Below are 24,732 nucleotides of genomic sequence, written 5' to 3'. Positions count from 1 at the left end.
CCGGCTAACCGCTGTTACACAGTCGTCGACAAAAGCGGACAACACCGCACTAAAGGACGGCAGTTCGAATGCCGAAAAGGCACCCCGCGCGCCGAGCCGCCACAGGCTCGGCGCACGCCTGACGGTGCCGTCAGCGGGCCGCCCGCGCGTCGCACTCCTGGCCGCGCAGGGCGCGGGCGAGGTCGTCGCGTGCCTCCAGGACCAGCCGGCGCAGCGCGGGCGCCGCGTCCGGGTGGCCGCTCAGCCAGGCGTCGGCGGCCTCCAGGGTGTCGGCGTCGCCCAGGGCGGCAGGGAACAGCCCGCGCACGATCGCCATTCCGATCTCGATCGACCGCTCCTGCCAGATCCGCTCGATCATCTCGAAGTAGCGCGGTGCGTACGGCGCCAGCAGCTCCCGCTGGCCCGGCTGGTCGAAACCGGAGATGGTGGCCTCCACCAGGGCGTTGGAGAGCCGGTCGGACTCCACCACCGCCTCCCACGCCTCGGCCTTGACCGCGGCGGAGGGCCGGGCGGCCAGACACCGCACCTGGTGGCGCTTGCCGGACGCGGTGTCGTCGCGGGCCAGCTCGGCGGCGATCAGCGCCTCGTCGGCCTGGCCGCTCGCGGCCAGCGCGGCCAGGAACGTCCAGCGCAGCTCCTGGTCCACATCCAGGCCGTCGATCCGCGCCGTGCCGTCCAGCAGCCCGCGCAGCAGCCGCACCTCGGAGTCGGCGGCGGCGACCTGGGCGAAGAACCGCGCCCAGGCCAGCTGATGGCCGCTGCCCGGCTCGGCCAGCCGCAGCTCGCGCAGCGCGGCCTCGGCCAGCCGGGCGCCGGCCTCCTCCCGGGCGTCCGGCGCCGAGTAGTAGTGCAGGGCGGACAGCGCCCACGCCTGGACCATCTGGAGCACCCCGATGTCGCTCTCGGCCCCGGCGAACCGCCGCACCAGCTCCAGGTAGTCCCGGGCGGGCAGCAGCGCGTCGCGGGTGAGGTTCCACAGCGCGGACCAGCTCAGCGCGCGGGCGAGTGGATCGGTCAGCTCGCCCAGGTGCTCGCGCAGGGTGTCCAGCGAATCCACGTCGAAGCGGACCTTGCAGTAGGTGAGGTCCTCGTCGTTGACCAGGATCAGATCGGGCCGGGCGGCCCCGGTCAGCTCGGTGACGACCGTACGGGGGCCGTCGACGTCCACCTCGGCGCGGGCGTAGCGCACCAGCGCACCGGCGCGCTCACCGGACGGGGCGTCCTTGCGGTACAGCCCGACGGCCACCCGGTGCGGCCGCAGCGTCCCGCGCGGCGGAGCCGCACCATCGGAACCAGCGCTGTCCGCGGCCTCCTGGACCACCGCCAGCTCGGTGATGTGTCCCTCGGCGTCATAGGTGGCCTGCGGGGTGAGCACGTTGACCCCCGCGGTCTCCAGCCAGGCGCGCGACCAGGTGGCCATGTCCCGCCCCGAGGTCTCGGCGAGCACCGACAGCAGATCCGACAGCCGGGTGTTGCCGTACGCGTGCCGCTTGAAGTAGCGCCGCGCACCCTCCAGGAAGGCGTCCTGCCCGACGTACGCCACCAGCTGCTTGAGCACGGACGCGCCCTTGGCGTAGGTGATCCCGTCGAAGTTGAGCTTGGCGTCCTCCAGGTCCCCGATGTCGGCCGTGACCGGGTGGGTGGACGGGAGCTGGTCGGCGCGGTAGGCCCATGCCTTACGGCGGTTGGCGAAGGTGATCCAGCCGTCGGTGAAGCGGGTCGCCCCGACCAGCGCGAAGGCCCCCATGAAGTCGGCGAACGACTCCTTGAGCCACAGGTCGTCCCACCACTCCATGGTCACCAGGTCGCCGAACCACATATGCGCCATCTCGTGCAGGATGACGTTGGCCCGGTGCTCGTAGGACGCCTGGGTGACCTTGCCGCGGAAGACGAACTCCTCCCGGAAGGTCACACACCCCGGGTTCTCCATCGCGCCGATGTTGTACTCCGGCACGAACGCCTGGTCGTACTTGCCGAACGGGTACGGATAGTCGAAGTGGTCGTGGAAGAAGTCCAGGCCCTGCTTGGTGACGGTGAAGATATCGGCCGCGTCGAAGTGCTTGGCCAGCCCCTTGCGGCACAGGGCCCCCAGCGGGATCTCCAGCTCCGAGCCGTCCGGCAGCGTGCGGCGGTAGAGGTCGCTCTCGTAGTGGTACGGACCGGCGACCACGGCGGTGATGTACGTCGAGATGGGCCGGGTCGGGGTGAAGTGGGTGGTCGCCGAGGCGTCGCCCGCCCCGGACGGCTCGACCCGGCCGGCCGTCCCGTTACCGAGCACCGTCCAGCCCTCGGGGGCGGTCACCGAGAAGGTGAACGGGGCCTTGAGGTCCGGCTGTTCGAAGTTGGCGAAGACCCGGCGGGCGTCGGCCGGCTCGTACTGGGTGTAGAGGTAGACCTCGCCGTCCTCCGGGTCCACGAAGCGGTGCAGCCCCTCGCCGGTCCGGCTGTAGGCGCACCGCGCGTCCACCACCAGCTCGTTCTCGGCGGCGAGCCCGTCCAGGGCGATCCGGGAGCCGTCGAAGACGGCCGCCGGGTCCAGCTCCCGCCCGTTCAGCCGCACCGAGGTCACCGAGGGCGCCACCAGATCGGCGAAGGTCGCCGCGCCCGGCTCCGCGCAGCGGAAGCGGATCGTCGTCGTGGAGCGGAAGGTGCGCGGCCCGGACCCGGTGTGCTCCCCGACCGCGGACCGCAGGTCGAGCGCCACCTCGTACGCCTCGACGGACAGCAGCTTCGCCCGCGCACGGGCCTCGTCACGGGTCAGGTTCTCACCGGGCACGAAGCGGCTCCCTCGGCAAAGTCTCGTCTCGGATATCGGACAGCGGGAATCATGTCACGGCGCACTGACAGGTGCACCGGGGAATGAGCTCCCGCCCCGCCCGCGTTGGCTGAGGTGGTCAGCCTTTTATTTCACATGCCATACCTACGCGCCCGTTCGAGGAGAAAACGTGACCGAGACCGCCAAGACTCCTGCTGATTTCTGGTTCGATCCGCTGTGTCCCTGGGCCTGGATGACCTCGCGCTGGATGCTCGAGGTGGAGAAGGTGCGCCCGGTCGAGGTGCGGTGGCACGTCATGAGCCTCGCCGTGCTGAACGAGCCCAAGCTCGATGAGCTGCCCGAGGAGTACCGCGAGCTGCTGAAGACCGCCTGGGGCCCGGTCCGGGTCTGCATCGCCGCCGAGCAGAAGCACGGCAGCGAGGTCCTCGGCCGCCTCTACACCGCCCTCGGCACCCGCTTCCACAACCAGGGCCTGGAGAAGAACCGCGAGACCATCGTGGCCGCCCTTGAGGAGGCCGGTCTCCCCGCCGAGCTCGCGGACTACGCCGACTCCGACGCCTACGACACCGAGCTGCGCGCCTCCCACAAGGAGGGCATCGACCTGGTCGGCCAGGACGTGGGCACCCCCGTCATCGCCGTCCCCGGTGCGGACGGCGAGCAGATCGCCTTCTTCGGCCCGGTGGTCACCCCGGCCCCCAAGGGCGAGGAGGCCGCCAGGCTGTGGGACGGCACGCTGATGGTCGCCTCGATCCCCGGTTTCTACGAGATCAAGCGGACCCGGACGGTCGGCCCGATCTTCGACTGAGGTTTCGACCGACGGCAAGGACCACCACCGCCCACGACGGGACCCCCGCGCGAGTCGACCGCGCGGGGGTCCCTTTTTCCGCCTGCCCGGTGTCCGGTGAGAAGACGATCACGCGAGCAGGGGCTCTGGCGGGCGCTCCGGGTTACGGAGCCAGCAGGAGGTTGTGGGCGCGCTCCTTGGCGGCCGTGTAACGGCGCGCCACGTCCTGCCAGTTGACCACCTTCCACATGGCCTCGATGAAGTCCACCTTCTGGTTCTTGTACTGCAGATAGAAGGCGTGCTCCCAGGCGTCGAAGACCAGGATCGGCACCGAGCCCTGCCCGACGTTCCCCTGGTGGTCGTAGACCTGCTCGACCACCAGCCGCCCGCTGACCGGCTCGTACGCCAGGACGCCCCAGCCCGAGCCCTGGGTGGTGGCCGCCGCCTTGGACAGCTGGGCCTTGAACCCCGCGAAGGAGCCGAAGTGCTCGGCGATGGCGTCGGCCAGCTCGCCGACCCCGTCCTTCTCCAGCGGCTCGCCGCCGCCGTCACCGGTCATGTTGTGCCAGTAGATGCTGTGCAGGATGTGGCCGGACAGATGGAAGGCCAGGTTCTTCTCGAGGCCGTTGATCGAGGCCCACTGATCCTTGTCCCGCGCCTCCGCGAGCTGCTCCATCGTGTCGTTCGCGCCCTTGACGTACGCGGCGTGGTGCTTGTCGTGGTGCAGCTCGATGATCTCGGGGCTGATGACCGGGGCCAGCGCCGAGTAGTCGTACGGAAGTTCAGGAAGTGTGTAGATGGCCATGCGAAGCCCTTCGGACCGCTTATTGCAATTGACTTGCAAGTACACGCTAGCAGCAAGAGTGTTTCCCACCAGTCGGAACCGCGGAACCGGGCACAACGACGGAGGCGGGGCGGGTCCTCCGGTCGAGGACCCGCCCCGCCTCCGTGCGGGGTGGTGAGGGCTCAGCTACGGGCCGCCGTCATCCGCTGCCGTACGGCTCCGACGACCGCGAGCACGATGGCCATCCCGGCCGTGGCGTACAGCTGGCTACGGGTGTCGCTCTCGCGCAGCATCAGCACCAGCACCCCGACCGTGGCGGCCAGCGCGACCCAGGTCAGATACGGGAAGAGCCACATCTTCACCACGAGCTTCTCCGGGTCCTCGCGCTGGAGCCGGCTGCGCATCCGCAGCTGGGCGACGGCGATGAAGCCCCAGACCACCAGCACCGCGGCGCCGACCATGTTGAGCAGCCACTTGAAGATGGTGTCCGGCCACCAGTAGCTGAGCAGCACCGCGACGAAGCCGAAGAAGGAGGAGGCGAGCACGGTGAGACGGGGCACACCGCCGCTGACCCGGCCCAGGAAGGCGGGGCCCTCGCCGCGGCTGACCAGGGAGTAGGACATGCGGGAGGCGCCATAGATGTTGGCGTTCATCGCGGAGAGCAGCGCGATCAGCACGATCACGTTCATGATGTCGCCGGCCGCCGGGATGTCGAGGTGGTTGAGCACGGCCACGTACGGGCCCTTCTCGACCACCGACGCGTCGTTCCACGGGATGAGCGTGACCACGACCAGCATGGAGCCGACGTAGAAGAGGGCGATGCGCCACATCGCCGTGCGCACGGCGCCCGCGACGCTCTTGACCGGGTTCTCGGACTCGGCCGCCGCGATCGTCACCGTCTCCAGTCCGCCGTACGCGAAGACGGACGCCAGCAGGCCGACGACCATGCCGTTCACGCCGTTGGGCAGGAAGCCGCCGTCACCGGTGAGATGGGAGCTGCCCGGGGCGCCGGTGCCCGGCAGGATGCCCAGGATCGCGAGCACGCCCAGGACCAGGAAGATCGTGATCGCGGCGATCTTCAGCGCGGCGAACCAGAACTCGAACTCGCCGAAGTTGCTGACCGCCGCGAGGTTCGTCCCGCAGAACATCGCCATGAACAGCGCGACCCACATCCAGGAGTCGGTGCCCGGGAACCACTGGACCATGATCCCGGCCGCGCCGATCGCCTCCGCGGCGATGCCCACGCACAGCAGGGCCCAGAACATCCAGCCCACCGTGAACCCGGCCCACGGCCCGATCGCCCGCTCGGCGTGCACGGAGAACGAGCCGGAGGCCGGGTTGGCCGCCGACATCTCGCCGAGCATCCGCATCACGAGCATCACCAGCAGCCCGGACAGCGCATAGGCGACCACGATCGACGGACCGGCGGCGGCGATCCCGGCACCGGAGCCCACGAACAGCCCCGCGCCGATCACACCCCCGAGGGCGATCATCGACAGATGGCGCTGCTTGAGGCCGTGGGAGAGCGGGGGCGAGGCGGTCGCGCCCGCACCGGCCGCCTCGGCGGCGCCGGATGGCGCGGAGGACGCGGATGTCCGGTTCATTCTTCTTCTTCGTCCCTTGTGAGGAGGGCGGCCCCCCACAGGACAGGAGGGCGGGCGGATGCAAAACGAGCCCAGTGTGAAGGGCTTTGTTCGGTCAGGACAATATTGCGGTCATACTTTTCTGGATATCGGACATTGGTGTCACGCTCCGTAGCGTGGATCTCTGCCCGAAGCCGCCAAGCCGATGAGTCCGGCTTTGTGGTCATCCGACGGTGTCCGAGAGCTCGGCGCTGGGTTACCGTCCCGGTATCCACCCTGACGACCTGGGAGCATCGCTGATGAGCACTGTTTCTGCCGCCGCCATACCCGGTACGGTCCTCGCGGACGCGGTCTTCCCCGCCCGCCGCGCCCTGGCCCGTGACACCGCCCTGGTCCTCGGGGGCGCCGCACTCACCGGCCTCGCCGCCCAGATCGCGGTGCCCGTCCCCGGCTCCCCGGTGCCGGTGACCGGCCAGACCTTCGCCGCCCTGCTGGTCGGCACCTCGCTGGGCGCCCGGCGCGGCTTCCTGTCGCTGGCGCTCTACACCCTCGTCGGCATGGCGGGCCTGCCGTGGTTCGCCGAGGCCGGCTCCGGCGTCGCCGCGCCGTCCTTCGGCTACGTGCTGGGCATGCTGCTGGCCGCGACCGTGGTGGGCGCGCTGGCCCGGCGCGGCGGCGACCGCGGGGCGCTGCGCACCGCGGGCACCATGGCGGTCGGCTCGGCGATCATCTACGCCGTGGGCGTCCCGTACCTCGCGCTGGCCACCCACATCTCCCTCGGCCAGGCGGTCGCGGCCGGACTCACCCCGTTCCTGATCGGGGACGCGCTGAAGGCCGCGCTGGCGATGGGCGCCCTGCCCACCGCCTGGAAGCTGGTGGGCCGCCGCGGCTGACCCTCCCCTCGCAACACCCGGGCGCACGGAGGCTGAGCCCCTCCCGTGCGCCCCGGGCGTACCGGGGCTGGGTCCCCGCACACTGGGGCGTGCCTGGACTGGGTCATCCGCTTGCCGGGGCACGTGGGGGCGTGCCCTTCGGCACGTTCCCGACCATGCTGGATCTGAGCGCTCGGCGCCCCCGGGCGTGCCGGGGCTGGGCCCCGCAAACCGGGGCGGGACATATCTGGGCTGGGCCACCCGCTCGCCAGGGCCCGCTGGCACCGAGCCACCCCCGCACACCCGGGTGTGTCGGGGAAGAGTCCCCGGCCCTTGGGCACGCCGGGGCTGCCCCCCGCACCTGGACAGGTCGGGGTGAGCCCACCCCGCTCGCCGGGGCGTGCCGGGGCTGAGCCCGTCCGCGCCCCGGACATGCCGAGGCTGCGTCACCCGCACCCCAGGGCCGGGCAAGGCCAGAGCTCACGGGCCCGGCAGAGTCAGACCCCACGGGCCCGGCAGAGCCAGGGCGGGCTGGAACCCGGCCCCCGGGCAGGCCGGGGCCGGGGCCCGGCACCCAGGCATAAGGTGCCGGGATGGCCACCGAGCATCCCCACGCGTGGGCGGCCGACGCGATCAGGCGGTTACGGGAACACGACCGCCGGACGCTGCCCACGCCCCTGCGCCCCCTTCCGCTGCCGTCCGCCTTCGCCCGCGGGGACATCCGGGTCTACGTCAAGGACGAGTCCGCGCATCCCACCGGCAGCATGAAACACCGACTGGTTCGCGCCATGTTCGCGCAGGCGATCGCCGACGGCGCCATCCAGCGGGACACCCCGGTGATCGCCGCCACCGGCGGGGCGGTCGCGGTCGCCGGAGCCCGCCTCGCGAATCTGCTCGGCCTGGACTTCACCGCTGTCGTCCCGGCGAAGACCCCCTCGGAGGTTCTGGCCAGGATCGAGCGGGAGGGCGGCCGGTGGCAGCCGGGTGAGCGGCCCCCGGCCGCCGTGCAGGAGGAGGCGAGGGAGCTGGCCGCCCGGCTCGGCGGCCATTTCCTGGACCACTTCGGCGACGCGGAGCGAGCCGTGGCCGGCTGCGGTGAGCCGACCATCGCCGACGAGATCTTCGGTCAGCTGAGCGATGAGCCGTATCCCATCCCCGAGTGGATCGTCACCGGCATCGGTACCGGCGCCACTTCGGCGACCGTCGGACGCCACCTGCGGCGGCACGGTCACTCCACCCGGCTGGCCGCGGTGGACCCGGAGAACTCCGCCTATTTCCCCGCGTGGGCGAGCGGCTGTGCCGACTACGCCACGGGGATGCCCTCACGGATACCGGGCATCGGACGGCCCCGTACCGAGCCGGGCTTCCTTCCGGCGGTGATCGACCTGGTGGTCCCGGTACCGGACGCGGCGTCCATCGCGGCCCTGCGCTGGCTCAACAGCGCCGCCGGACCGGCCGGCGGACTGGCCGCCGGACCGGCCACCGGCACCGCCCTGTGGGGCACCCTCCACCTGGTGGCCCGGATGCGCGAGGCGGGCACGCGGGGCGGCGTCGTCCTGGTCATGGGCGACACCGCCGATCCGTACCGGACGACCCACCTGGACCCCGGCTGGGTCCGCTCCCAGGGGCTTGATCCCGCGCCGTACGAGGCCGACCTCGAACGGTTCGCCCGCACCGGGGAATGGCGGACGCACCGGGCCTGAGTCCGGACACGGCCGTGCCCCCGGGCGGCGGTGCTTCGACCGCCGCTCAGGGGCACGGGAAACCGCTCGGCGAGGCGGCCTTACGGCTCTTACGGCCTCTTACGGGCTCTTACGGGGCCGCCGGCTCCTTGGGGGTGGGGTCCGTGGGGCCGGACGGGCTGGAGGGCGCCGCCGGGGCGGGGCCGCGGCCGGCGGTGACGCGCTCCCGGACCAGGGCGAAGGCCACCACGAGCACGGCCACCAGCGCGGAGAGGAGCACCTGCTCGCGCCCGTCGTCGTCGGTGAGCATGTAGACCAGGACGAACGAGATCATCGCGATCGTCGCCCAGGTCAGATACGGGAACAGCCACATCCGGACGACCAGCTTCTCGGGGTTCTCGCGCAGGATCATCCCGCGCATCCGCAGCTGGCTGAAACAGATCACGAGCCAGACGAAAAGCGCGACCGCGCCCGAGGAGTTCAGCAGGAAGGTGAAGACCGTGTCGGGCCACTGGTAGTTGAACCAGACCGCGAGGAAGCCGAAGACCACCGAGCCGAGGATCGCGGCCTGCGGGACGCCACGGGCGTTGGTGCGGGCGAAGGAGGCCGGGGCGTCGCCGCGGCGGCCGAGCGAGAAGGCCATGCGCGAGGCGGTGTAGAGGCCGGAGTTCAGACATGAGAGCACGGCGGTCAGCACGATGACGTTCATGATGTCGCCGGCGTGCGGGATGCCGATCGAGTCGAGCGCCGCGACATAACTGCCCTTGTCGGCGATCGACTTGGCGTCCCAGGGCAGCAGCGTGATCACGACGAAGATCGAGCCCAGGTAGAAGACCGCGATCCGCCAGATCACGCTGTTGGTGGCCTTGGTCACCGCACGCTGCGGGTTCGCGGACTCACCGGCCGCGAGGGTGACGATCTCGCTGCCCATGAACGAGAACACCACCAGCAGCACACCGGTGAGGATGGCGCCCGGCCCGTTCGGCAGGAAGCCGCCGTGGTCGCTGAGGTGGGCCAGGCCCGCGCCCTCGTTGTCCGAATGCGGCAGCAGCCCGAAGACGGCGAGCCCGCCGATCACGATGAACGCGGCGATCGCCACGACCTTGATCCCGGCGAACCAGAACTCGAACTCACCGTAGGAGCCGACCGAGACCAGGTTGGTCGCGGTGAGGATCACCATCACGATCAGCGCCCAGCCCCACTGCGGCACCTGCGGCCACCAGCCCTCCAGGATCTTGGCGCCGGCGGTGGCCTCGACCGCCAGCACCACGACCCAGAAGAACCAGTACAGCCAGCCGATGGAGAAACCGGCCCAGCGGCCGAGCGCGCGGTCGGCGTGGGCGGAGAAGGAGCCGGAGGTGGGATGGGCGGCGGACATCTCGCCCAGCATCCGCATGACGAAGACGACCATGAGGCCGACCAGCGCGTACGAGACGAGAATGCCGGGGCCGGCCTTCGCTATGCCCGCGCTGGAGCCGACGAACAGCCCGGCGCCGATCACTCCGCCGATCGCGATCATCGAGAGATGACGGTTCTTGAGACCCGCCTGGAGGCCGTCGTCGGTCGAGCCAGGGGCGCCGGGTGGCTGCTGCCGCTCCGGCGTAGTCGCAGGTTGTGCGCTCATGTGCTCGATTCCTTTGCTCTCGGGTTACGAGCGACGCCAGTGAATCTCAGGGGGCCTGCTAGATGAACCTTTGAATCCGGATTGTTACTTGAGGTTTTCATGAGGTTCCTTGGCGTTACAGATTTTTATGCGACGCCTACCCGGGACGGCGGGGGGCACACGACCATGACACACTCGGGACATGCGCGTGTACCTCGGCTCCGACCATGCCGGTTTCGAACTCAAGAACCACCTCGTGGAGTGGCTCAAGGCGGCCGGGCATGAGCCCGTCGACTGCGGCCCGCACATCTACGACGCCCAGGACGACTACCCGCCGTTCTGCCTGCGTGCCGCGGAGCGGACCGCGGCCGACCCGGAGAGCCTGGGCATCGTCATCGGCGGCTCCGGCAATGGTGAGCAGATCGCGGCGAACAAGGTCAAGGGGGTGCGCGCGGCGCTGGCCTGGAGCGAGCAGACCGCGGCCCTCGGCCGTGAGCACAACAACGCCAATGTGGTCAGCGTCGGCGCCCGGATGCACACCCAGGAGGAGGCGACCAAGTTCGTCGAGATCTTCCTGAACACCCCGTACTCGGGCGAGGAGCGGCACACCCGCCGCATCGAGATGCTCGCCGCCTACGAGACCACCGGCGAGCTGCCGTCCATCCCGGCCCACCACCCGCACGGCGACTGATGCCCGAAGGGCACACCATCCACCGGCTGGCCGCCGACCACGTCGAGACCTTCGGCGGCCGGCCCGTCCGGGCCACCAGCCCGCAGGGGAAGTTCGCCGACGGTGCCGGGCTGATCGACGGGCGGCCCCTGCACCACGCCGAGGCGCACGGCAAGCACCTCTTCCTGGACTTCGCCGTCACCGGCTGGGTCCATGTCCACCTCGGGCTCTTCGGCACGTACGCCTTCGGTCCGGCCCCCGCCCCGCCGGCCACCGACACCGTCCGGCTGCGGCTGGCCAACCCCGAGGGCTACGCGGATCTGCGCGGCCCGACCGCCTGTGCGCTCATCACCGACGAGGAGAAGCAGGCGATCCACGACCGGCTGGGCCCCGATCCGCTGCGTCCGGCGGACGACGGCGAGCGGGCCTGGACCCGGATCTCCCGCAGCCGCGTCAGCGTGGCCGCGCTGCTCATGGACCAGAAGGTGATCGCCGGCGTCGGGAACGTCTACCGCGCCGAGGTGCTCTTCCGGCACGGCATCGACCCGTACCGGCCCGGCCGTGCGCTGACCCGTGCCGAATGGGACGCGATCTGGGCCGATCTGGTGGCGCTGATGCGCGAGGGGGTGCGGAACAACCGGATCGACACCGTCCGCCCCGAGCACACCCCCGAGGCGATGGGCCGCCCGCCGCGTGTGGACGACCACGGCGGTGAGGTCTACGTCTACCGGCGTGCCGGACAGCCGTGTCATGTCTGCGGTGGCGAGATCCGCACCGCCGACCTCGCCGCGCGCAACCTCTTCTGGTGCCCCGCTTGCCAGCGTCCTTAAGGCGGCCGGCGTCCTTGGGACGGCCGATGTCCTCTAGGGCGTGTTTCGAAAGTCCCGCCTGCCCCACGACGCCTGGCACGCGCGCTCGCTGCGTTGTCGGGATCGTCCGAGTAGGCCCACTACGAGGACGACCCTCCGCCTTGCGATCACACGCACCAGACGCCGCGGGGCCCGCCCTCCGGGCGGACGGCGCTACTTTCGAAACACGCCCTAGGCGGCTACCGGCCGTTCCGCAGCCGTCAGAAGTTGTGCGGCAGCCAAGGAGCGACCGGGGAGGCGAAGGCGGTCGCGGCCTCCGTAAGGGCGCCCTGACGAACCTCCTGGACGCGTCCCGCACCCGCCAGCGCGGTCAGCGGGACGCCGCCGAGATACGCCGCTCCCAGCTCCCGCGCGCCCAGCCGGAGATCGGGCGCGTCCGTCGTGCGCTCGCAGGAGGCGCCCTTGGCGTCGCCGCTCAGCCGCCAGCGTCCCTCGTTCCACGGGCAGAAGGGGTCCGTGACCTCCAGGACGGCGTCCACCGGGGCCGGGTACGTCCGCGCCGCGAGCGCCGCCCCCACATCCACCAGGCGGACGTACAGCGAGTCGCGCAGCCTTACGGCGCACCGCCGGATGTCGGAGACCAGGTGCTGCCACGGATCGTCGACCGGACGGGGTCCGGTCCGGATCACCGAGGTGAGGTCGAGATCGAAGAGAAAGCGCCACAGCGCCGCGTAGGACGCCGGGTCCAGGGCCTCCAGATCGCGCAGGACGACGGCGCCCTTGGGCCCCGCCAGATCCCAGTCGGGCTTGACCGCGAAGCGCACATAGCCGCTCACCTCGCCGCCCGACTCGGCCAGCACACAGCGCAGCGGGGACGCCCCCGCGCGTTCGCCCGGCGGGTCCAGCAGCGGCACCCGCTCCCAGCCGCGGAGCCGCTCCAGCATGCCCGGCCGCGCGGGTACCCGCCGGGCGTAGACGGCCTCGCACGCCTCGACGGCGGCCTCCGGGGCCACGGCGCGCAGCGTCACGTCATCGGTGCCCTCGGGGACGCTCAGCCGCACCTGGGTGGTGTCGATCTCGGCGTAGGCGGTCTGTGTGGCCGCCCCGTAGCCGAACCGCCCGTAGATGTCCGGTTCGGACGCGGTCAGGACGGCCAGCGGCTCATCGCCCGCCGCGCGGATGTCGTCCAACTGGCGCCGCATCATGGCCCGCAGCACCCCGCGCCGACGGTGGGTGGCCTGCACGCTCACCATCGTGACACCGGCCGCGGGGACGATCGCACCGCCCGGCACCGACAGCCGGAAGCTGATCAGCGACGCCGTGCCGACGATGTCGGAACCGTCCCAGGCGCCGATCGAGCGCTCGCATTCGGTCAACTCCCGCCAGAGCGCGGATTCCTCGGGTGCTTCGGGAACCCCTCCGAACGCGAGCGTCAGCTTTCCGTACCAATCGTCCCAAATCGATGGGTCGAGCACGCGCAGCTCAGTCCTCATATTCCCATCCCTAGCAGCCGCTTCCCGCACGCGCGAACGAATTTCGCTTACGATTGCCCCCCTGGCTGGGTGGTTCAACGCGCCACGAATCGACGCGCGTCCGAACGGGTGGGTAGGGTCCCGATGCAATGACTGGCGGCGTGGACACTCCGTTGGCCCGGATGCGCAGAGCTCTGCACCGGGCTCGCACAGGCGTGCGCAAAGCCGGAGTCGACTACTTCCGCGGTGAGGGCTCCGACCGGCTCGCCCTGACCGCACTGCTGCTCGGCGTCCCCGCCATCGCCGGCGGCACCATCGCCCAGCCCGACTGGTGCTCGCCGTCCGCCCTCGTCCTGCCCATCGTCGCGGGCGGGCTGCTGCTGCGCCCCGCCAGCCTGCTCGCCCTGTACGCGGCGGCCGCCACGGCCCTGATCGTGGAGTCCGCCGTGCTCGGCCCGTACACCGAGGAGGACGCCTCCTCCCGGGTCACCCCCGGCACCATCCTGGTCGTCGCCGCCGTCGGCTTCTTCGGCCTGCTGATCGCCCAGTTCCGCAGCCGCGTCGGGGTGCCCTGGCGGCGCGGCGGCACCATGCTCTTCGACCTGCGCGAGCGCATCCGCGTCCAGAGCAAGCTGCCCGGTCTGCCGCGCGGCTGGCACCGCGAGATGGCGCTGCGCCCGGCCGGCGGGCAGTCCTTCTCCGGCGACTTCGTCGTCGCCGCCCGCACCGGCGGCGGCCGCACGCTCGAAGTCGTCCTCACCGACGTCTCCGGCAAGGGCATGGACGCCGCCTCCCGCGCCCTGCTGCTCTCCGGGGCCTTCGGCGGCCTCCTCGGCTCCCTGCCCCCGCACGGCTTCCTCCCGGCCGCCAACGGCTATCTCCTGCGCCAGGACTGGGACGAGGGCTTCGCGACCTCCATCCATCTCGTCCTCGACCTCGACAGCGGCGACTTCGAACTCTTCTCCGCCGGGCATCTGCCCGCGCTCCAGCTGAGCGCGGGCACCGGCAAGTGGGAGGAGAAGTCCGCCGAGGGCCCGCTGCTGGGCGTCTACGACGGCGCCCAATTCGACCCCACCAAGGGCACGCTGCGCCCCGGCGACGTCCTGATGCTCTTCACCGACGGCCTCGTCGAGACCGCCGACCGGGACATCAGCGAGGGCATCGACCGCCTCACCGGCGAAGCGGACCGCTACGTCGGCTCCGGCTTCCAGGGCGCGGCCTGGCACCTGATCGAGACGGTCGCGAAGGACGTAAACGACGACCGGGCCCTGTTGCTGATCTGCCGCCAGTGAGCCTGATCCGCGGCCAGTGAACCCGGTTCGGCGACTGTTTCAAGCCATCTGATCCACACCTCCGCACCATCTGCTCCCCAAGTCATCCGCCTGGGCGGGCGCGGCGAAACCTGGACGGGCGCAGCAAAAAGGGCTGGACCGTGGGATCCACGGTCCAGCCCCTCCGCGTTCGTGGCCGCGCAGGCCGTCAGGCCGCCGTTGTCGTGCGGCTGCGGGCCTGTTCGGCGGGGTCCTTACGGAACGCCCAGGCCATCTTCGGCTCCATGGCGAAGCGGAAGACGCGCTGGACGGGAGGCGTGCACAGCACGGTGATCACGGTGCCGGCGATGACCGTGACCACGATCTCGCCCAGCGGCTTGTGGAGCCACTCGTTGTCGAACCAGCCCCAGAAGCGGGAGCCCTTGGCCAGGAAGCCGTGCAGCAGGTAGCCGTAGAGCGTCCCGGCGCCCAGGACGGTGAACCACATGTGCCGCCGCGGCACCCAGGCGAAGAAGCAGCTGACGAGCACGATGGAGCAGCCGAAGAGGGCGAGCGTCATCACCGGGCCGGTCCACGGGGGCGCACCGAGCTCCTGGACGCTGTCGCGGTGGTAGAACCACGCCGAGTTCATCCGCGGTGCCGCCCAGTAGGCGAACACCAGGGCGCAGGCGAAGACCGGCACGGCCGCGATCCGCACCGCGCGGCGGCGCATCAGCTGGAAGTGCTCGGGCTTCATGCACAGCCCCAGGACGAAGAACGGCAGGAACTGGAGCACCCGCTGCATGTCCAGGTCGTCGCCGATGTCGGGCGAGACGGAGGCGAGCGTGGCGATCGCCAGCGCGAGCGGGAGCGGCCAGCGCACCAGCTTCCAGATCGGGGTGGACAGCCGCCATACGAACAGCGCGATCAGGAACCAGGTCAGGTACCAGGGGTCGAGCAGGCTGAAGTCGTACGTGGGGTCGTCGTCCGCCCAGCGCTTGAAGAGCGTGTACGCGATCTCGAAGATCAGGTAGGGCACCGCGACCCCGGTGATCAGCCGCTTGAGCCGGTCCGGCCGCATGTCGAAGCTGCGCGAGAAGTAGCCGGAGATGATGATGAAGGCCGGCATGTGGAAGGTGTACACGGTCATGTACAGCGCTTCCGCGGTGCGGCTGGAGTCGGTCAGCGGCTCCCAGGAGTGCCCCATCGCGACCAGCACGATCGCGAGGTACTTCGCGTTGTCGAAGAACGCGTCCCGCTGTTTCGGCTTCTGCCGGGCGGGGGCGCTGGGGGTGCTGGGGGCGGGCGGGGTGGTCCCCTGCTGCCCGGCTTCTTCGTCCCGCGACGTGGGGGGAGTGGACGCCGTCTGCTGGGGCAGAGGAGTCCGCTGGGAGTCGTGCGGGCGCAGGGAGTTGGTCACAGGCCCTCCCACCAGGAACTGGGGGAGAGTACCCGGGACCTCACTGCGCGTGGAGGGGGCATGGCAGCGTGAAACATCTGAAGGACGATAGCGCTGAAACCTGTGTGCCGTAAAACCTCGTTCAGTTTTTTCCGCGCTTGGTCTTCGGAGCGCGGCCGATAGCCGGCCCGGGGAAGTCGACCCGGTGAGTCGACAAAGCGATGCGATCATTCGATATCCGGGTTCATGCTGTCCGTTCTGTTGGCCTTCATCCCGCTTAATTGGGGCATATGCCCCCCGGCGGGCTCTGGTGGAATGTCTGATTCATTAGTGCTTTGTCGCCCCGGCGAGGGACCGTCTGGTGAATTCCGAATTCCCGTCCGAGGTCATGCGGAGGCGGTCGGAATTCATCAATCGGGGACCCTGTCGAGTTGTGGGCAGCATCACCCATGACGGATTGAATGAACGCTTACCGGGCGGGTACCGGAGAGGTGGGTGCCATGTGCACCGGTGACCGTTTATCGCTCCAGCCCGCTGCTGACCGGCGGAAGTTGATGGCACGATGGTGGCTGCGGGGGTGTGCGGGGTCGCGTGCTTCCGGGCCGGTGAGACGTGTGCGACCGAGGGTGGGATGTTGTGGCCATTTCCCTGTCACTGGTGCTGCTGGTGGGCATCATCCTGGTGCTGATGATCCGCAATGGCCGAGTCAAGTGGGGGCCGGCGCTCGTCGCGGTGCTCTTCGGGTTCCTGCTCGCCTCGTCCGACATCGCACCGGACATTCAGGACTTCCTCGACTCGGCCGCCGAGGCGATTGCCGACATCAGCCTCTGAGAGACCCCTCCGACCTGGCCGCCGCCTATGGGCGGCCCGGCCGCGTACGCGGCGGTATAAGCGAACGGCCCGGTCCGGGAAACTCCCCGTACCGGGCCGAAAGCATTGGAGCGGGCGACGGGAATCGAACCCGCGTAGCCAGTTTGGAAGACTGGGGCTCTACCATTGAGCTACGCCCGCACGCACCGCGTACGCGGATGCACCGGTCACCCGGACACCCTGGGCCGGGCATGATCGCCCGGACCGCGGCACGGGATGCATCGTAGCGGGTCTGCACCGTTCCCCGCACACCCTTGCCCACCAGTCGAATAACCGGCAGCCGGGGCGTCCGCGGGCATGTACCCTACGTGTCGCACCGACGGGGTGTGGCGCAGCTTGGTAGCGCGTCCGCTTTGGGAGCGGAAGGTCGTCGGTTCGAATCCGGCCACCCCGACCAACCACATACGTCAAGATCGCGTTGTGGGGCCCGTCATGCTTGCGGTTACTATGCAAGCTGCGTGTCTGTGTCTTTTAACCGGACGCGAATCCGCTGCGACGCGACAGCGCACCGCAGCCGAACACCACACGTCAGCCCCCAAGGAGACCGAACCGTGAAGAGCGCCGTGGAGAACCTGAACCCGACCCGGGTTCGGCTCACTGTCGAGGTGCCCTTCGAGGAGCTCAAGCCCAGCCTCGACGCGGCGTACAAGAAGATCAACCAGCAGGTCACGGTGCCTGGGTTCCGTAAGGGCAAGATCCCGGCCCGCATCATCGACCAGCGGTTCGGCCGCGGCGCGGTGCTGGAGGAGGCCGTCAACGACGCGCTCCCGAAGTTCTACACCGACGCGGTCAACGAGGGTGAGCTGAACCCGCTCGGCCAGCCCGAGGTGGACATCACCGAGCTCAAGGACAACGAGCTGCTGACCTTCACCGCCGAGGTCGACATCCGGCCGACGATCGAGATCCCGGACTACTCCGGCATCGAGGTCACCGTCGACTCCGTCGAGGTCACGGATGAGGACATCGACAAGTCCGTCGAGCAGCTGCGCGAGCGCTTCGCCACCACCTCGGCCGTGGAGCGCGCCGCCGCCGAGGGCGACGTCGTCGTGATCGACCTCGAGGCCAAGGTCGACGGCGAGGTCCTCGAGGACGGTGTCGCCAATGGCGTCACCTACACCATCGGCTCGGGCGAGCTGCTGGACGGCATCGACGAGGCCGTGACCGGCCTGGAGGCGGGTGGCGAGGCCACCTTCACCTCCGAGCTCAAGGGCGGCTCCGCCCAGGGCAAGGAGGCCGAGGTCACGGTCAAGGTCTCCGAGGTCAAGGCCCGTGAGCTGCCGGAGCTCGACGACGACTTCGCCCAGCTGGCCAGCGAGTTCGACACCCTCGAGGAGATGCGCGCGGACAGCCGCAAGCGCCTGGAGCGGTCGAAGAAGTTCGAGCAGGCCACCCAGGCCCAGGAGAAGGTGCTGGACGCCCTGCTGGCCCTGGTCGAGGTGCCGATCCCCGAGAAGCTCCTCGAGGAGGAGATCAACACCCGCAAGCACAACCTGGAGCACCACCAGCTCGGCCAGATGGGCCTGAACCTGGACTCCTACCTGCAGATGCAGGGCAAGACCGCCGAGGAGTTCGACGCCGAGCTCAAGGAGCAGGCCGAGAAGGGCATCCGGACCCAGTTCGTCCTGGACGAGCTGGTCAACAAGGAGCAGCTGTCCGTCGGCCAGGAGGAGCTCACCGAGCACCTCATGCGCCGTGCCCAGTCCTCCGGTATGAGCCCGGACCAGTTCGCCCAGGCCGTCGTCGAGGGCGGCCAGGTGCCGATGCTCGTCGGCGAGGTCGCCCGCGGCAAGGCGCTGGCCGTGGTGGTCGAGGCCGCCAAGGTCGTCGACGACAAGGGCGAGACCGTCGACCTGGACGACGAGGAGGACGAGACCGGCGAGAAGGTCGAGGCCACCTCCGAGGCCGCCGAGGAGCCCGCCAAGGCCGAGGCCGCCGAGGAGCCCGCGGAGTCCCAGGAGAAGCAGGACAAGGCCGAGAGCTGACCCCGGTCCGCTCACAGCCCGTACGAACGGGCCCGAACGTCTGCACGCGTCCGGGCCCGTTCGTGTTCCGCGGCGCCCTCCCGGCGCCGGGACATGCGCTCAGAGCGAACAGTTCCTGATGCGGGATGGCGCCCGCCGACCAGCGCGTTAGGGTCCGTAAGTACGAGGGCAGGGGAGTCTCGCAAGCCCGCCGGGGCCGCACCGGCGGCCGCGCTCCCGACCCAGAAGAAGACGCTGAGACGGCCAGTAAGCCGTCAGAGACGAGCAGGTGGATACGTGACGAATACGATGCCTTCCGCCGCCGGCGAGCCGACCGTCGGTGGCCTCGGCGACCAGGTCTACAACCGGCTGCTCGGCGAGCGGATCATCTTCCTCGGCCAGCCGGTCGACGACGACATCGCCAACAAGATCACGGCACAGCTGCTCCTGCTCGCCGCCGATCCGGACAAGGACATTTACCTCTACATCAACTCCCCGGGCGGTTCGATCTCGGCCGGCATGGCGATCTACGACACCATGCAGTACATCAAGAACGACGTGGTCACCATCGCCATGGGCCTCGCCGCATCGATGGGCCAGTTCCTGCTGAGCGCCGGCACCCCGGGTAAGCGCTTCGCGCTCCCCAATGCCGAGATCCTGATCCACCAGCCCTCCGCGGGCCTGGCGGGTTCCGCCTCGGACATCAAGATCCACGCCGAGCGGCTGCTGCACACCAAGAAGCGCATGGCCGAGCTCACCGCCTTCCACACCGGCCAGACGGTGGAGCAGATCGTCCGTGACTCCGACCGCGACCGCTGGTTCTCCGCCGAGGAGGCCAAGGAGTACGGCCTGATCGACGACGTCATGACGACCGCCTCCAGCGTTCCGGGCGGTGGCGGCACTGGGGCCTGAGTCCCGCCGTCCCGTAGCCGACCTCCAGCCCCCAGATCGCCACAGGATGGTGAACACCCAGATGAGCAACTTCCCCGGCAGCGGCCTGTACACCGGCCCGATGGCCGAATCCCGCTATGTCGTTCCGCGCTTCGTCGAGCGCACCTCCCAGGGCATTCGCGAGTACGACCCGTACGCCAAGCTCTTCGAAGAGCGCGTGATCTTCCTGGGCGTCCAGATCGACGACGCCTCGGCCAACGACGTCATGGCGCAGCTGCTGTGCCTGGAGTCGATGGACCCGGACCGCGACATCTCGGTCTACATCAACTCGCCCGGCGGCTCGTTCACCGCGCTGACCGCCATCTACGACACGATGCAGTTCGTCAAGCCCGACATCCAGACGGTCTGCATGGGCCAGGCGGCGTCCGCCGCGGCCGTGCTGCTCGCCGCCGGTACGCCGGGCAAGCGGATGGCCCTGCCCAACGCCCGGGTGCTGATCCACCAGCCGTACAGTGAGACCGGGCGGGGCCAGGTCTCCGACCTGGAGATCGCGGCCAACGAGATCCTGCGCATGCGCTCGCAGCTCGAGGAGATGCTGGCCAAGCACTCCACCACGCCCATCGAGAAGATCCGCGACGATATCGAGCGGGACAAGATCCTCACGGCCGAGGAGTCCCTGGCGTACGGTCTTGTCGACCAGATCGTCTCGACCCGCAAGACGTCGGTCGGTCTCGGCTGAATCATCGATGGCACCACCCCCTTGGACCGAGTAGGTCCAAGGGGGGCCCGAACCGGGGGCCCGGCAAGGTACCGTCATAGAAGGCTGGGGGCCCCGGCCCCGGGAAATAAGAAGCAGAAAGCGCAGCGCAAGCACCCGGTTCCGCGGAGCGCAGCGGATCCAAGGCGAAGGGGAAGCACCTCGTGGCACGCATCGGTGACGGCGGCGACCTGCTCAAGTGCTCGTTCTGCGGGAAGAGCCAGAAGCAGGTGAAGAAGCTCATCGCGGGCCCGGGTGTGTACATCTGCGATGAATGCATCGATCTCTGCAACGAGATCATCGAGGAGGAGCTCGCCGAGACCTCCGAGGTGCGCTGGGAGGAACTCCCCAAGCCGCGCGAGATCTATGAATTCCTCGAGGGCTATGTGGTCGGCCAGGAGGCCGCGAAGAAGGCGCTCTCGGTCGCCGTCTACAACCACTACAAGCGGGTCCAGGCGGGGGAGAACGGCGGCCACAACCGCGACGACGGCATCGAGTTGGCCAAGTCCAACATCCTGCTGCTCGGCCCCACCGGCTCCGGCAAGACCCTGCTCGCGCAGACCCTCGCCCGGATGCTCAACGTCCCCTTCGCCATCGCCGACGCGACCGCGCTCACCGAGGCGGGCTATGTCGGCGAGGACGTGGAGAACATCCTCCTGAAGCTGATCCAGGCCGCCGACTACGACGTCAAGAAGGCCGAGACGGGCATCATCTACATCGACGAGATCGACAAGGTGGCCCGTAAGAGCGAGAACCCCTCGATCACCCGCGATGTCTCCGGCGAGGGCGTTCAGCAGGCGCTGCTGAAGATCCTGGAAGGCACCACGGCGTCGGTGCCGCCGCAGGGCGGACGGAAACACCCGCACCAGGAGTTCATCCAGATCGACACCACGAATGTGCTGTTCATCGTGGGCGGTGCCTTCGCCGGTCTGGAGAAGATCATCGAGGCGCGGGCCGGTGCCAAGGGCATCGGATTCGGCGCCACGATCCGCTCCAAGCGCGAGATCGAGGCGAGCGACCAGTTCCAGGAGGTCATGCCCGAGGACCTGGTGAAGTTCGGAATGATCCCGGAATTCATCGGCCGCCTCCCGGTCATCACCTCCGTCCACAACCTCGACCGTGAGGCGCTGCTCCAGATCCTGGTCGAGCCGCGGAACGCCCTGGTGAAGCAGTACCAACGGCTGTTCGAACTCGACGGTGTGGAGCTGGACTTCGACCGTCCGGCCCTGGAGGCCATCGCCGACCAGGCGATTCTCCGCGGCACCGGGGCCCGGGGCCTGCGCGCCATCATCGAGGAGGTGCTGATGTCGGCGATGTACGAGGTGCCGTCCCGCAAGGACGTGGCCCGCGTCGTCATCACCGAGGATGTCGTGCACTCCAACGTGAACCCCACGCTGGTGCCCCGCAGCCGTGGCACCGAGCCGGGTGAGCGGCACGAGAAGAGCGCCTGAGCGCCCCGTAGGGAGCATACGAAGAGGGCCCCGGTCCCCGGGGCCCTCTTCGTGTCGTACGCGCCCTGTGGCGCCTTGTGGGCGCTTCAGGCGGGCTTGCGGGTGTCCTTGTAGATGCCCGCGGTCACCTTGGCGAAGGACTCCATGTCGGCGTCCGAGGCCGAGGTGTTCTCGGCGTTGACGTCGAGCACCATCGCCGCGTCCGTCTCCTCCGCCCAGACGCAGGCCGGGGCGTAGATCCGGTCGTACAACTTGACGACCTCGCACTCCACCGACGGACCGTCGGCGCCCTCCGGCTGGAACTGCTTGCGCTTCTTCTCCACCGTGGGGGAGCCGTCGCCGCCCGAGAAGCCCTTGAACATCTGGTCCCGGACCGTGTCGGGGTCGCTGATCTTCCCGTACATACCGGAGAAGGCCAGCCCCGAGTTGTCGTCGTCCGACCGCTTGTACTGGGCCAGGACGGAGGTCGCGCCCTCGGGCATGCTGTCCTGCACGCTGGTGCCCTCGTTGTCGAGGTCGTCCGTGCCCTTGTCGAGCGTGTAGGTGCCGTCGTCGAGCGTCTTGGGAGTGACGAGCTTCATCGCCTTCGGACCGTCCTCGCCGCCGGTCAGCACCACGGCGCCGGTGACGATCGCGCCCAGCACCACGAGCCCGGCCACCGTCACCGCGATGATCTTGGTGCGGTTGCCGCCCCCGCCGGCCGCGGGCGGCGCGGGGTAGGGCGGCTGGCCGTAGGGACCCGCCGCCTGCTGCGGGTAGCCGTAGCCCTGCGGCGGCTGCTGCTGCGGATAGCCGTAACCCTGCGTCTGCGCGTACGGGTTGGGCTCCGCGGGGGGCTGCTGCCCGCCGCCGTACGGATTGGGCTGAGCGCTTCCGTACGGGCCGGGCCCGCCGCCGTAGGGCCCCGGCGGTGGCGGTGGCTGGTTGTGGCTCATGGGTGTGAGATCCCCTCCGGATCGGCTGTGGCCTGGAACTGGGTGGCCCGCTCGGCTAGTTGATCTCCACCCGCGCGTCGTCGCGGACCTTCGCGGTGATCTCGCCGGCGTCGTCGAGCGACATGCCGTCACCGGCCAGCGCCGCGGCGGCGTCGGAGACGATCACGTACCCCACCGTGCTGTGGTCGCCCCACATGCAGATCGGAATCGTGAAGCTCTTGGTGATGCCGCTCGAACTGGCGCTGGAGTCCGGGGTGAACTTGGTGTTCTGGCACTTCATCACGGCGTCATCGAGGCCGCTGGGCGTCACCGGCGCCGGGCTGCCCACGAGCTCGGCCTTCATCCCACCGCTGGTCGAGGGGTCCTTCGCGGCCTCTTCGGCGATCTTCGCGAAGGCGGCGTCGACGACCGCCTCGGGGTCCTCCACCTCGCCCCAGACGCCGTTGAGCTGCAACTGCTTGGCGTTCATGCCCTCGCCGGACTCGTATTCCGCGCTCACGGTCTCGGGGTTGGTGACGCCGAACCTCTCGAAGTCGTCGGCGTCCGAGGAGGTGAGCCCGCCGCCGGAGCCGCTCTTGGTGTAGCCGTCGGCCAACGTCTCGGGAGTGGTGAGCTTGTACCGCTTGCCGTCGTCGGCGACGGTCTCCTTACCGCCGCCGCCACTGCCACCGCTGTCGCCGTCGTCCCCGCCCTTGAACACCAGGACACCGCCGACGATCGCGGCCACCGCGACCACCACGCCGATCGCGGCCATCAGGCCCTTCTTCTTGCCGCCGCCCTGGCCCGGACCCGGCTGGTACGGGCCCGGCATGCCCGGCTGGCCGTAGGGCTGCTGCCCGTAAGGGTTCGCGGGCTGCCCGTAGGGGCCCGGCTGCTGGGGCTGGCCGTAAGGGTTCGGCTGCCCTTGCGGCTGCTGGGGGAAGCCGTAGCCCGGCTGGGGCGGCTGGGGCGGCTGTCCGTAGGGGCCCGGCTGCTGCGGGTAGCCGTAGCCGGGCTGGCCGGCCGCTCCGCCCTGTCCGTAGGGACCCGGCTGCTGGGGCTGCTGGCCGTAGGGGCCCGGCTGGTTGTAGCTCATCTGTATCCCTCGTTGGTGAAACTGCTGTTGTGTCGCTGTGCGCCGGTCGCGGGCCAGCCGTGGATCTAGCCGTCGATCTCGACGCGTGCGTCCTCGCGCACCTTGGCCGTGATCTCGGCGGCGTCCTTCAGGGACATGCCACCGCCGAGCACCGCTGCCGCCGGGTCCGCCATGACCGTGACACCCAGGGTGTCCTTGTCGCCCCAGACGCACGCGGGCGCCTCCATGGATCCCTGATCCGAGGTGAACTTCATGGACTGGCACTTCAGGACGTCCCCGTCGAAGCCGTCCGGGGAGAACGCCTGGGGGCTGCCCTTGGCCTGCGCGGTGCCGTTGTCCTGGAGCGTCTTGACGATGACCGCCAGGGCCAGGTCCGCGCCCCGCTCCGGGTCGGTCACCTCGCCCCAGACGCCGGTGAACTTCAGCATCTCCTTGCCGGAGGTCTGGTAGTCGGCCGCCACCAGGTGCGGGTCCTTGACGACCGGCACCTGCTGGAGGTCCTTCTTGCCCGCCGCGGACAGATCGCTGTCGTCCGTGCCCGAGCCCTGGCGCTGGTAGTCCGCGGCGACCGTCTTGGGCGTGGTGAGCTTGTACGGGCCGCCGCTGCCGCCGAACAGCGCGTACGCCCCCGCACCCAGGGCCCCCACGACCACCACCGCGCCGACCGCGAGAGCCACCTTCCTGCCCTTACCGGCGCCACCGGAGCCCGCCCGCGGTCCCGGGGCCGGGGGCGGCGCCTGGGGGCCGCCGTAGTAGCCGGGCCCCTGCTGGGGCGCCGGGCCCTGCTGGGGCGACTGTCCGTAGGGGTTCGCGGGCTGCTGGGGCGCTGGACCCTGCTGGGGCGGCTGCCCGTAAGGGTTCGCGGGCTGCTGGGGCTGTCCGTAGCCGCCGGACTGGCCGTAGGTCCCCGGGTAGCCGTAGCCGCCCTGCGGCGGCTGTCCGTACCCCGGAGCCGGCGACTGCGCGTACGGATTGGGCACCGGCGGCTGACCGGCGCCGTACGGCCCCGGCTGCCCCCCATAGGGGCCGGGCTGCGGCGGCGGCTGCTGATGGCTCATGTGCCTCTCCTTATGCGCATGACAGGTTCCAACATCCTTCCCGACGCCCC

The 24,732-nt window shown here is 69.9% G+C and carries 20 protein-coding genes and 2 tRNA genes; 12 read left to right on the top strand and 10 right to left on the bottom strand.

The window, feature by feature from the left end; genetic code table 11:
- Positions 1 to 130: 130 nt before the first annotated feature.
- Entirely contained in the window at positions 131 to 2,776 is a 2,646-nt protein-coding gene (pepN, locus tag PS467_RS15175) for an aminopeptidase N (RefSeq protein ID WP_311035721.1), read from the bottom strand.
- 169 nt (positions 2,777 to 2,945) lie between these two features.
- Here pepN and PS467_RS15170 point away from each other — a divergent pair, with 169 nt between their 5' ends.
- Complete coding sequence (locus PS467_RS15170) at positions 2,946 to 3,581, top strand: mycothiol-dependent nitroreductase Rv2466c family protein (RefSeq protein ID WP_268972035.1); 636 nt, start codon at positions 2,946 to 2,948, stop codon at positions 3,579 to 3,581.
- Positions 3,582 to 3,723: 142 nt separating this feature from the next.
- Here the strand turns inward: PS467_RS15170 and PS467_RS15165 are convergent, their stop codons facing one another.
- Entirely contained in the window at positions 3,724 to 4,365 is a 642-nt protein-coding gene (locus PS467_RS15165) for a superoxide dismutase (protein WP_268972034.1), read from the bottom strand.
- 161 nt (positions 4,366 to 4,526) lie between these two features.
- On the bottom strand, positions 4,527 to 5,948 hold the full coding sequence (locus PS467_RS15160) for an amino acid permease (RefSeq protein WP_311035720.1): 1,422 nt from the start codon (positions 5,946 to 5,948) through the stop codon (positions 4,527 to 4,529).
- A 278-nt stretch (positions 5,949 to 6,226) separates the two neighbouring features.
- On the opposite strand from PS467_RS15160, the gene PS467_RS15155 reads away from it, so the two are divergent.
- Both PS467_RS15155 and PS467_RS15150 read left to right on the top strand, forming a co-directional pair.
- Positions 6,227 to 6,820 (top strand): biotin transporter BioY, encoded by a 594-nt coding sequence (locus PS467_RS15155; RefSeq protein WP_311035719.1) that lies wholly within the window; start codon positions 6,227 to 6,229, stop codon positions 6,818 to 6,820.
- Positions 6,821 to 7,392: 572 nt separating this feature from the next.
- Positions 7,393 to 8,502, top strand: a complete 1,110-nt coding sequence (locus PS467_RS15150; RefSeq protein ID WP_311035718.1) for a pyridoxal-phosphate dependent enzyme — start codon at positions 7,393 to 7,395, stop codon at positions 8,500 to 8,502.
- Positions 8,503 to 8,611: 109 nt separating this feature from the next.
- On the opposite strand, the gene PS467_RS15145 is transcribed toward PS467_RS15150, so the two are convergent.
- The gene (locus tag PS467_RS15145; protein ID WP_311035717.1) at positions 8,612 to 10,105 is read right to left on the bottom strand and encodes an amino acid permease; all 1,494 of its coding nucleotides are present in this window, start codon (positions 10,103 to 10,105) and stop codon (positions 8,612 to 8,614) included.
- Between the two features lie 181 nt (positions 10,106 to 10,286).
- Here PS467_RS15145 and PS467_RS15140 point away from each other — a divergent pair, with 181 nt between their 5' ends.
- Positions 10,287 to 10,775, top strand: a complete 489-nt coding sequence (locus tag PS467_RS15140) for a ribose-5-phosphate isomerase (protein ID WP_268972030.1) — start codon at positions 10,287 to 10,289, stop codon at positions 10,773 to 10,775.
- Positions 10,775 to 11,584, top strand: coding sequence for an Fpg/Nei family DNA glycosylase (locus PS467_RS15135; RefSeq protein ID WP_311035716.1), 810 nt, complete (start codon positions 10,775 to 10,777; stop codon positions 11,582 to 11,584). The genes PS467_RS15140 and PS467_RS15135 overlap by 1 nt, the downstream gene beginning before the upstream one ends.
- A 239-nt stretch (positions 11,585 to 11,823) precedes the next feature.
- Here PS467_RS15135 and PS467_RS15130 read toward each other — a convergent pair whose 3' ends face one another.
- Entirely contained in the window at positions 11,824 to 13,056 is a 1,233-nt protein-coding gene (locus PS467_RS15130; RefSeq protein ID WP_311035715.1) for a GNAT family N-acetyltransferase, read from the bottom strand.
- Positions 13,057 to 13,184: 128 nt separating this feature from the next.
- On the opposite strand from PS467_RS15130, the gene PS467_RS15125 reads away from it, so the two are divergent.
- On the top strand, positions 13,185 to 14,327 hold the full coding sequence (locus PS467_RS15125) for a PP2C family protein-serine/threonine phosphatase (protein WP_268972027.1): 1,143 nt from the start codon (positions 13,185 to 13,187) through the stop codon (positions 14,325 to 14,327).
- A 187-nt stretch (positions 14,328 to 14,514) separates the two neighbouring features.
- Here the strand turns inward: PS467_RS15125 and PS467_RS15120 are convergent, their stop codons facing one another.
- Positions 14,515 to 15,705, bottom strand: a complete 1,191-nt coding sequence (locus tag PS467_RS15120; RefSeq protein ID WP_311035714.1) for an acyltransferase family protein — start codon at positions 15,703 to 15,705, stop codon at positions 14,515 to 14,517.
- Positions 15,706 to 16,320: 615 nt separating this feature from the next.
- Between PS467_RS15120 and PS467_RS15115 the strand changes: the two genes are divergently transcribed.
- Positions 16,321 to 16,515: a hypothetical protein gene (locus tag PS467_RS15115; RefSeq protein WP_268972025.1), complete on the top strand. Its 195-nt coding sequence runs from the start codon at positions 16,321 to 16,323 to the stop codon at positions 16,513 to 16,515.
- Positions 16,516 to 16,621: 106 nt separating this feature from the next.
- On the opposite strand, the gene PS467_RS15110 is transcribed toward PS467_RS15115, so the two are convergent.
- A tRNA-Gly gene (locus tag PS467_RS15110) sits at positions 16,622 to 16,695 on the bottom strand.
- Between the two features lie 179 nt (positions 16,696 to 16,874).
- Here PS467_RS15110 and PS467_RS15105 point away from each other — a divergent pair.
- From PS467_RS15105 to clpX, 5 genes are all read left to right on the top strand, one after another.
- A tRNA-Pro gene (locus PS467_RS15105) sits at positions 16,875 to 16,951 on the top strand.
- 154 nt (positions 16,952 to 17,105) lie between these two features.
- The gene (gene tig / locus PS467_RS15100) at positions 17,106 to 18,536 is read left to right on the top strand and encodes a trigger factor (RefSeq protein WP_311035713.1); all 1,431 of its coding nucleotides are present in this window, start codon (positions 17,106 to 17,108) and stop codon (positions 18,534 to 18,536) included.
- A gap of 288 nt (positions 18,537 to 18,824) precedes the next feature.
- A complete protein-coding gene (locus tag PS467_RS15095) occupies positions 18,825 to 19,427 on the top strand; it encodes an ATP-dependent Clp protease proteolytic subunit (RefSeq protein WP_268976961.1) in 603 nt (200 codons plus the stop codon).
- A 61-nt stretch (positions 19,428 to 19,488) separates the two neighbouring features.
- Entirely contained in the window at positions 19,489 to 20,145 is a 657-nt protein-coding gene (locus tag PS467_RS15090) for an ATP-dependent Clp protease proteolytic subunit (RefSeq protein ID WP_268972023.1), read from the top strand.
- Positions 20,146 to 20,327: 182 nt separating this feature from the next.
- Entirely contained in the window at positions 20,328 to 21,614 is a 1,287-nt protein-coding gene (gene clpX, locus PS467_RS15085; protein ID WP_069865840.1) for an ATP-dependent Clp protease ATP-binding subunit ClpX, read from the top strand.
- Between the two features lie 86 nt (positions 21,615 to 21,700).
- Here the strand turns inward: clpX and PS467_RS15080 are convergent, their stop codons facing one another.
- From PS467_RS15080 to PS467_RS15070, 3 genes are all read right to left on the bottom strand, one after another.
- On the bottom strand, positions 21,701 to 22,549 hold the full coding sequence (locus tag PS467_RS15080; RefSeq protein WP_311035712.1) for a hypothetical protein: 849 nt from the start codon (positions 22,547 to 22,549) through the stop codon (positions 21,701 to 21,703).
- A gap of 55 nt (positions 22,550 to 22,604) precedes the next feature.
- On the bottom strand, positions 22,605 to 23,624 hold the full coding sequence (locus PS467_RS15075; protein WP_311035711.1) for a hypothetical protein: 1,020 nt from the start codon (positions 23,622 to 23,624) through the stop codon (positions 22,605 to 22,607).
- Between the two features lie 65 nt (positions 23,625 to 23,689).
- Positions 23,690 to 24,682 (bottom strand): hypothetical protein, encoded by a 993-nt coding sequence (locus tag PS467_RS15070; protein ID WP_311035710.1) that lies wholly within the window; start codon positions 24,680 to 24,682, stop codon positions 23,690 to 23,692.
- Between the last annotated feature and the right edge of the window lie 50 nt (positions 24,683 to 24,732).

This window comes from Streptomyces luomodiensis (assembly GCF_031679605.1).
Taxonomy (GTDB): domain Bacteria; phylum Actinomycetota; class Actinomycetes; order Streptomycetales; family Streptomycetaceae; genus Streptomyces; species Streptomyces luomodiensis.
This window is presented reverse-complemented; position numbering and strand designations above follow the sequence as displayed.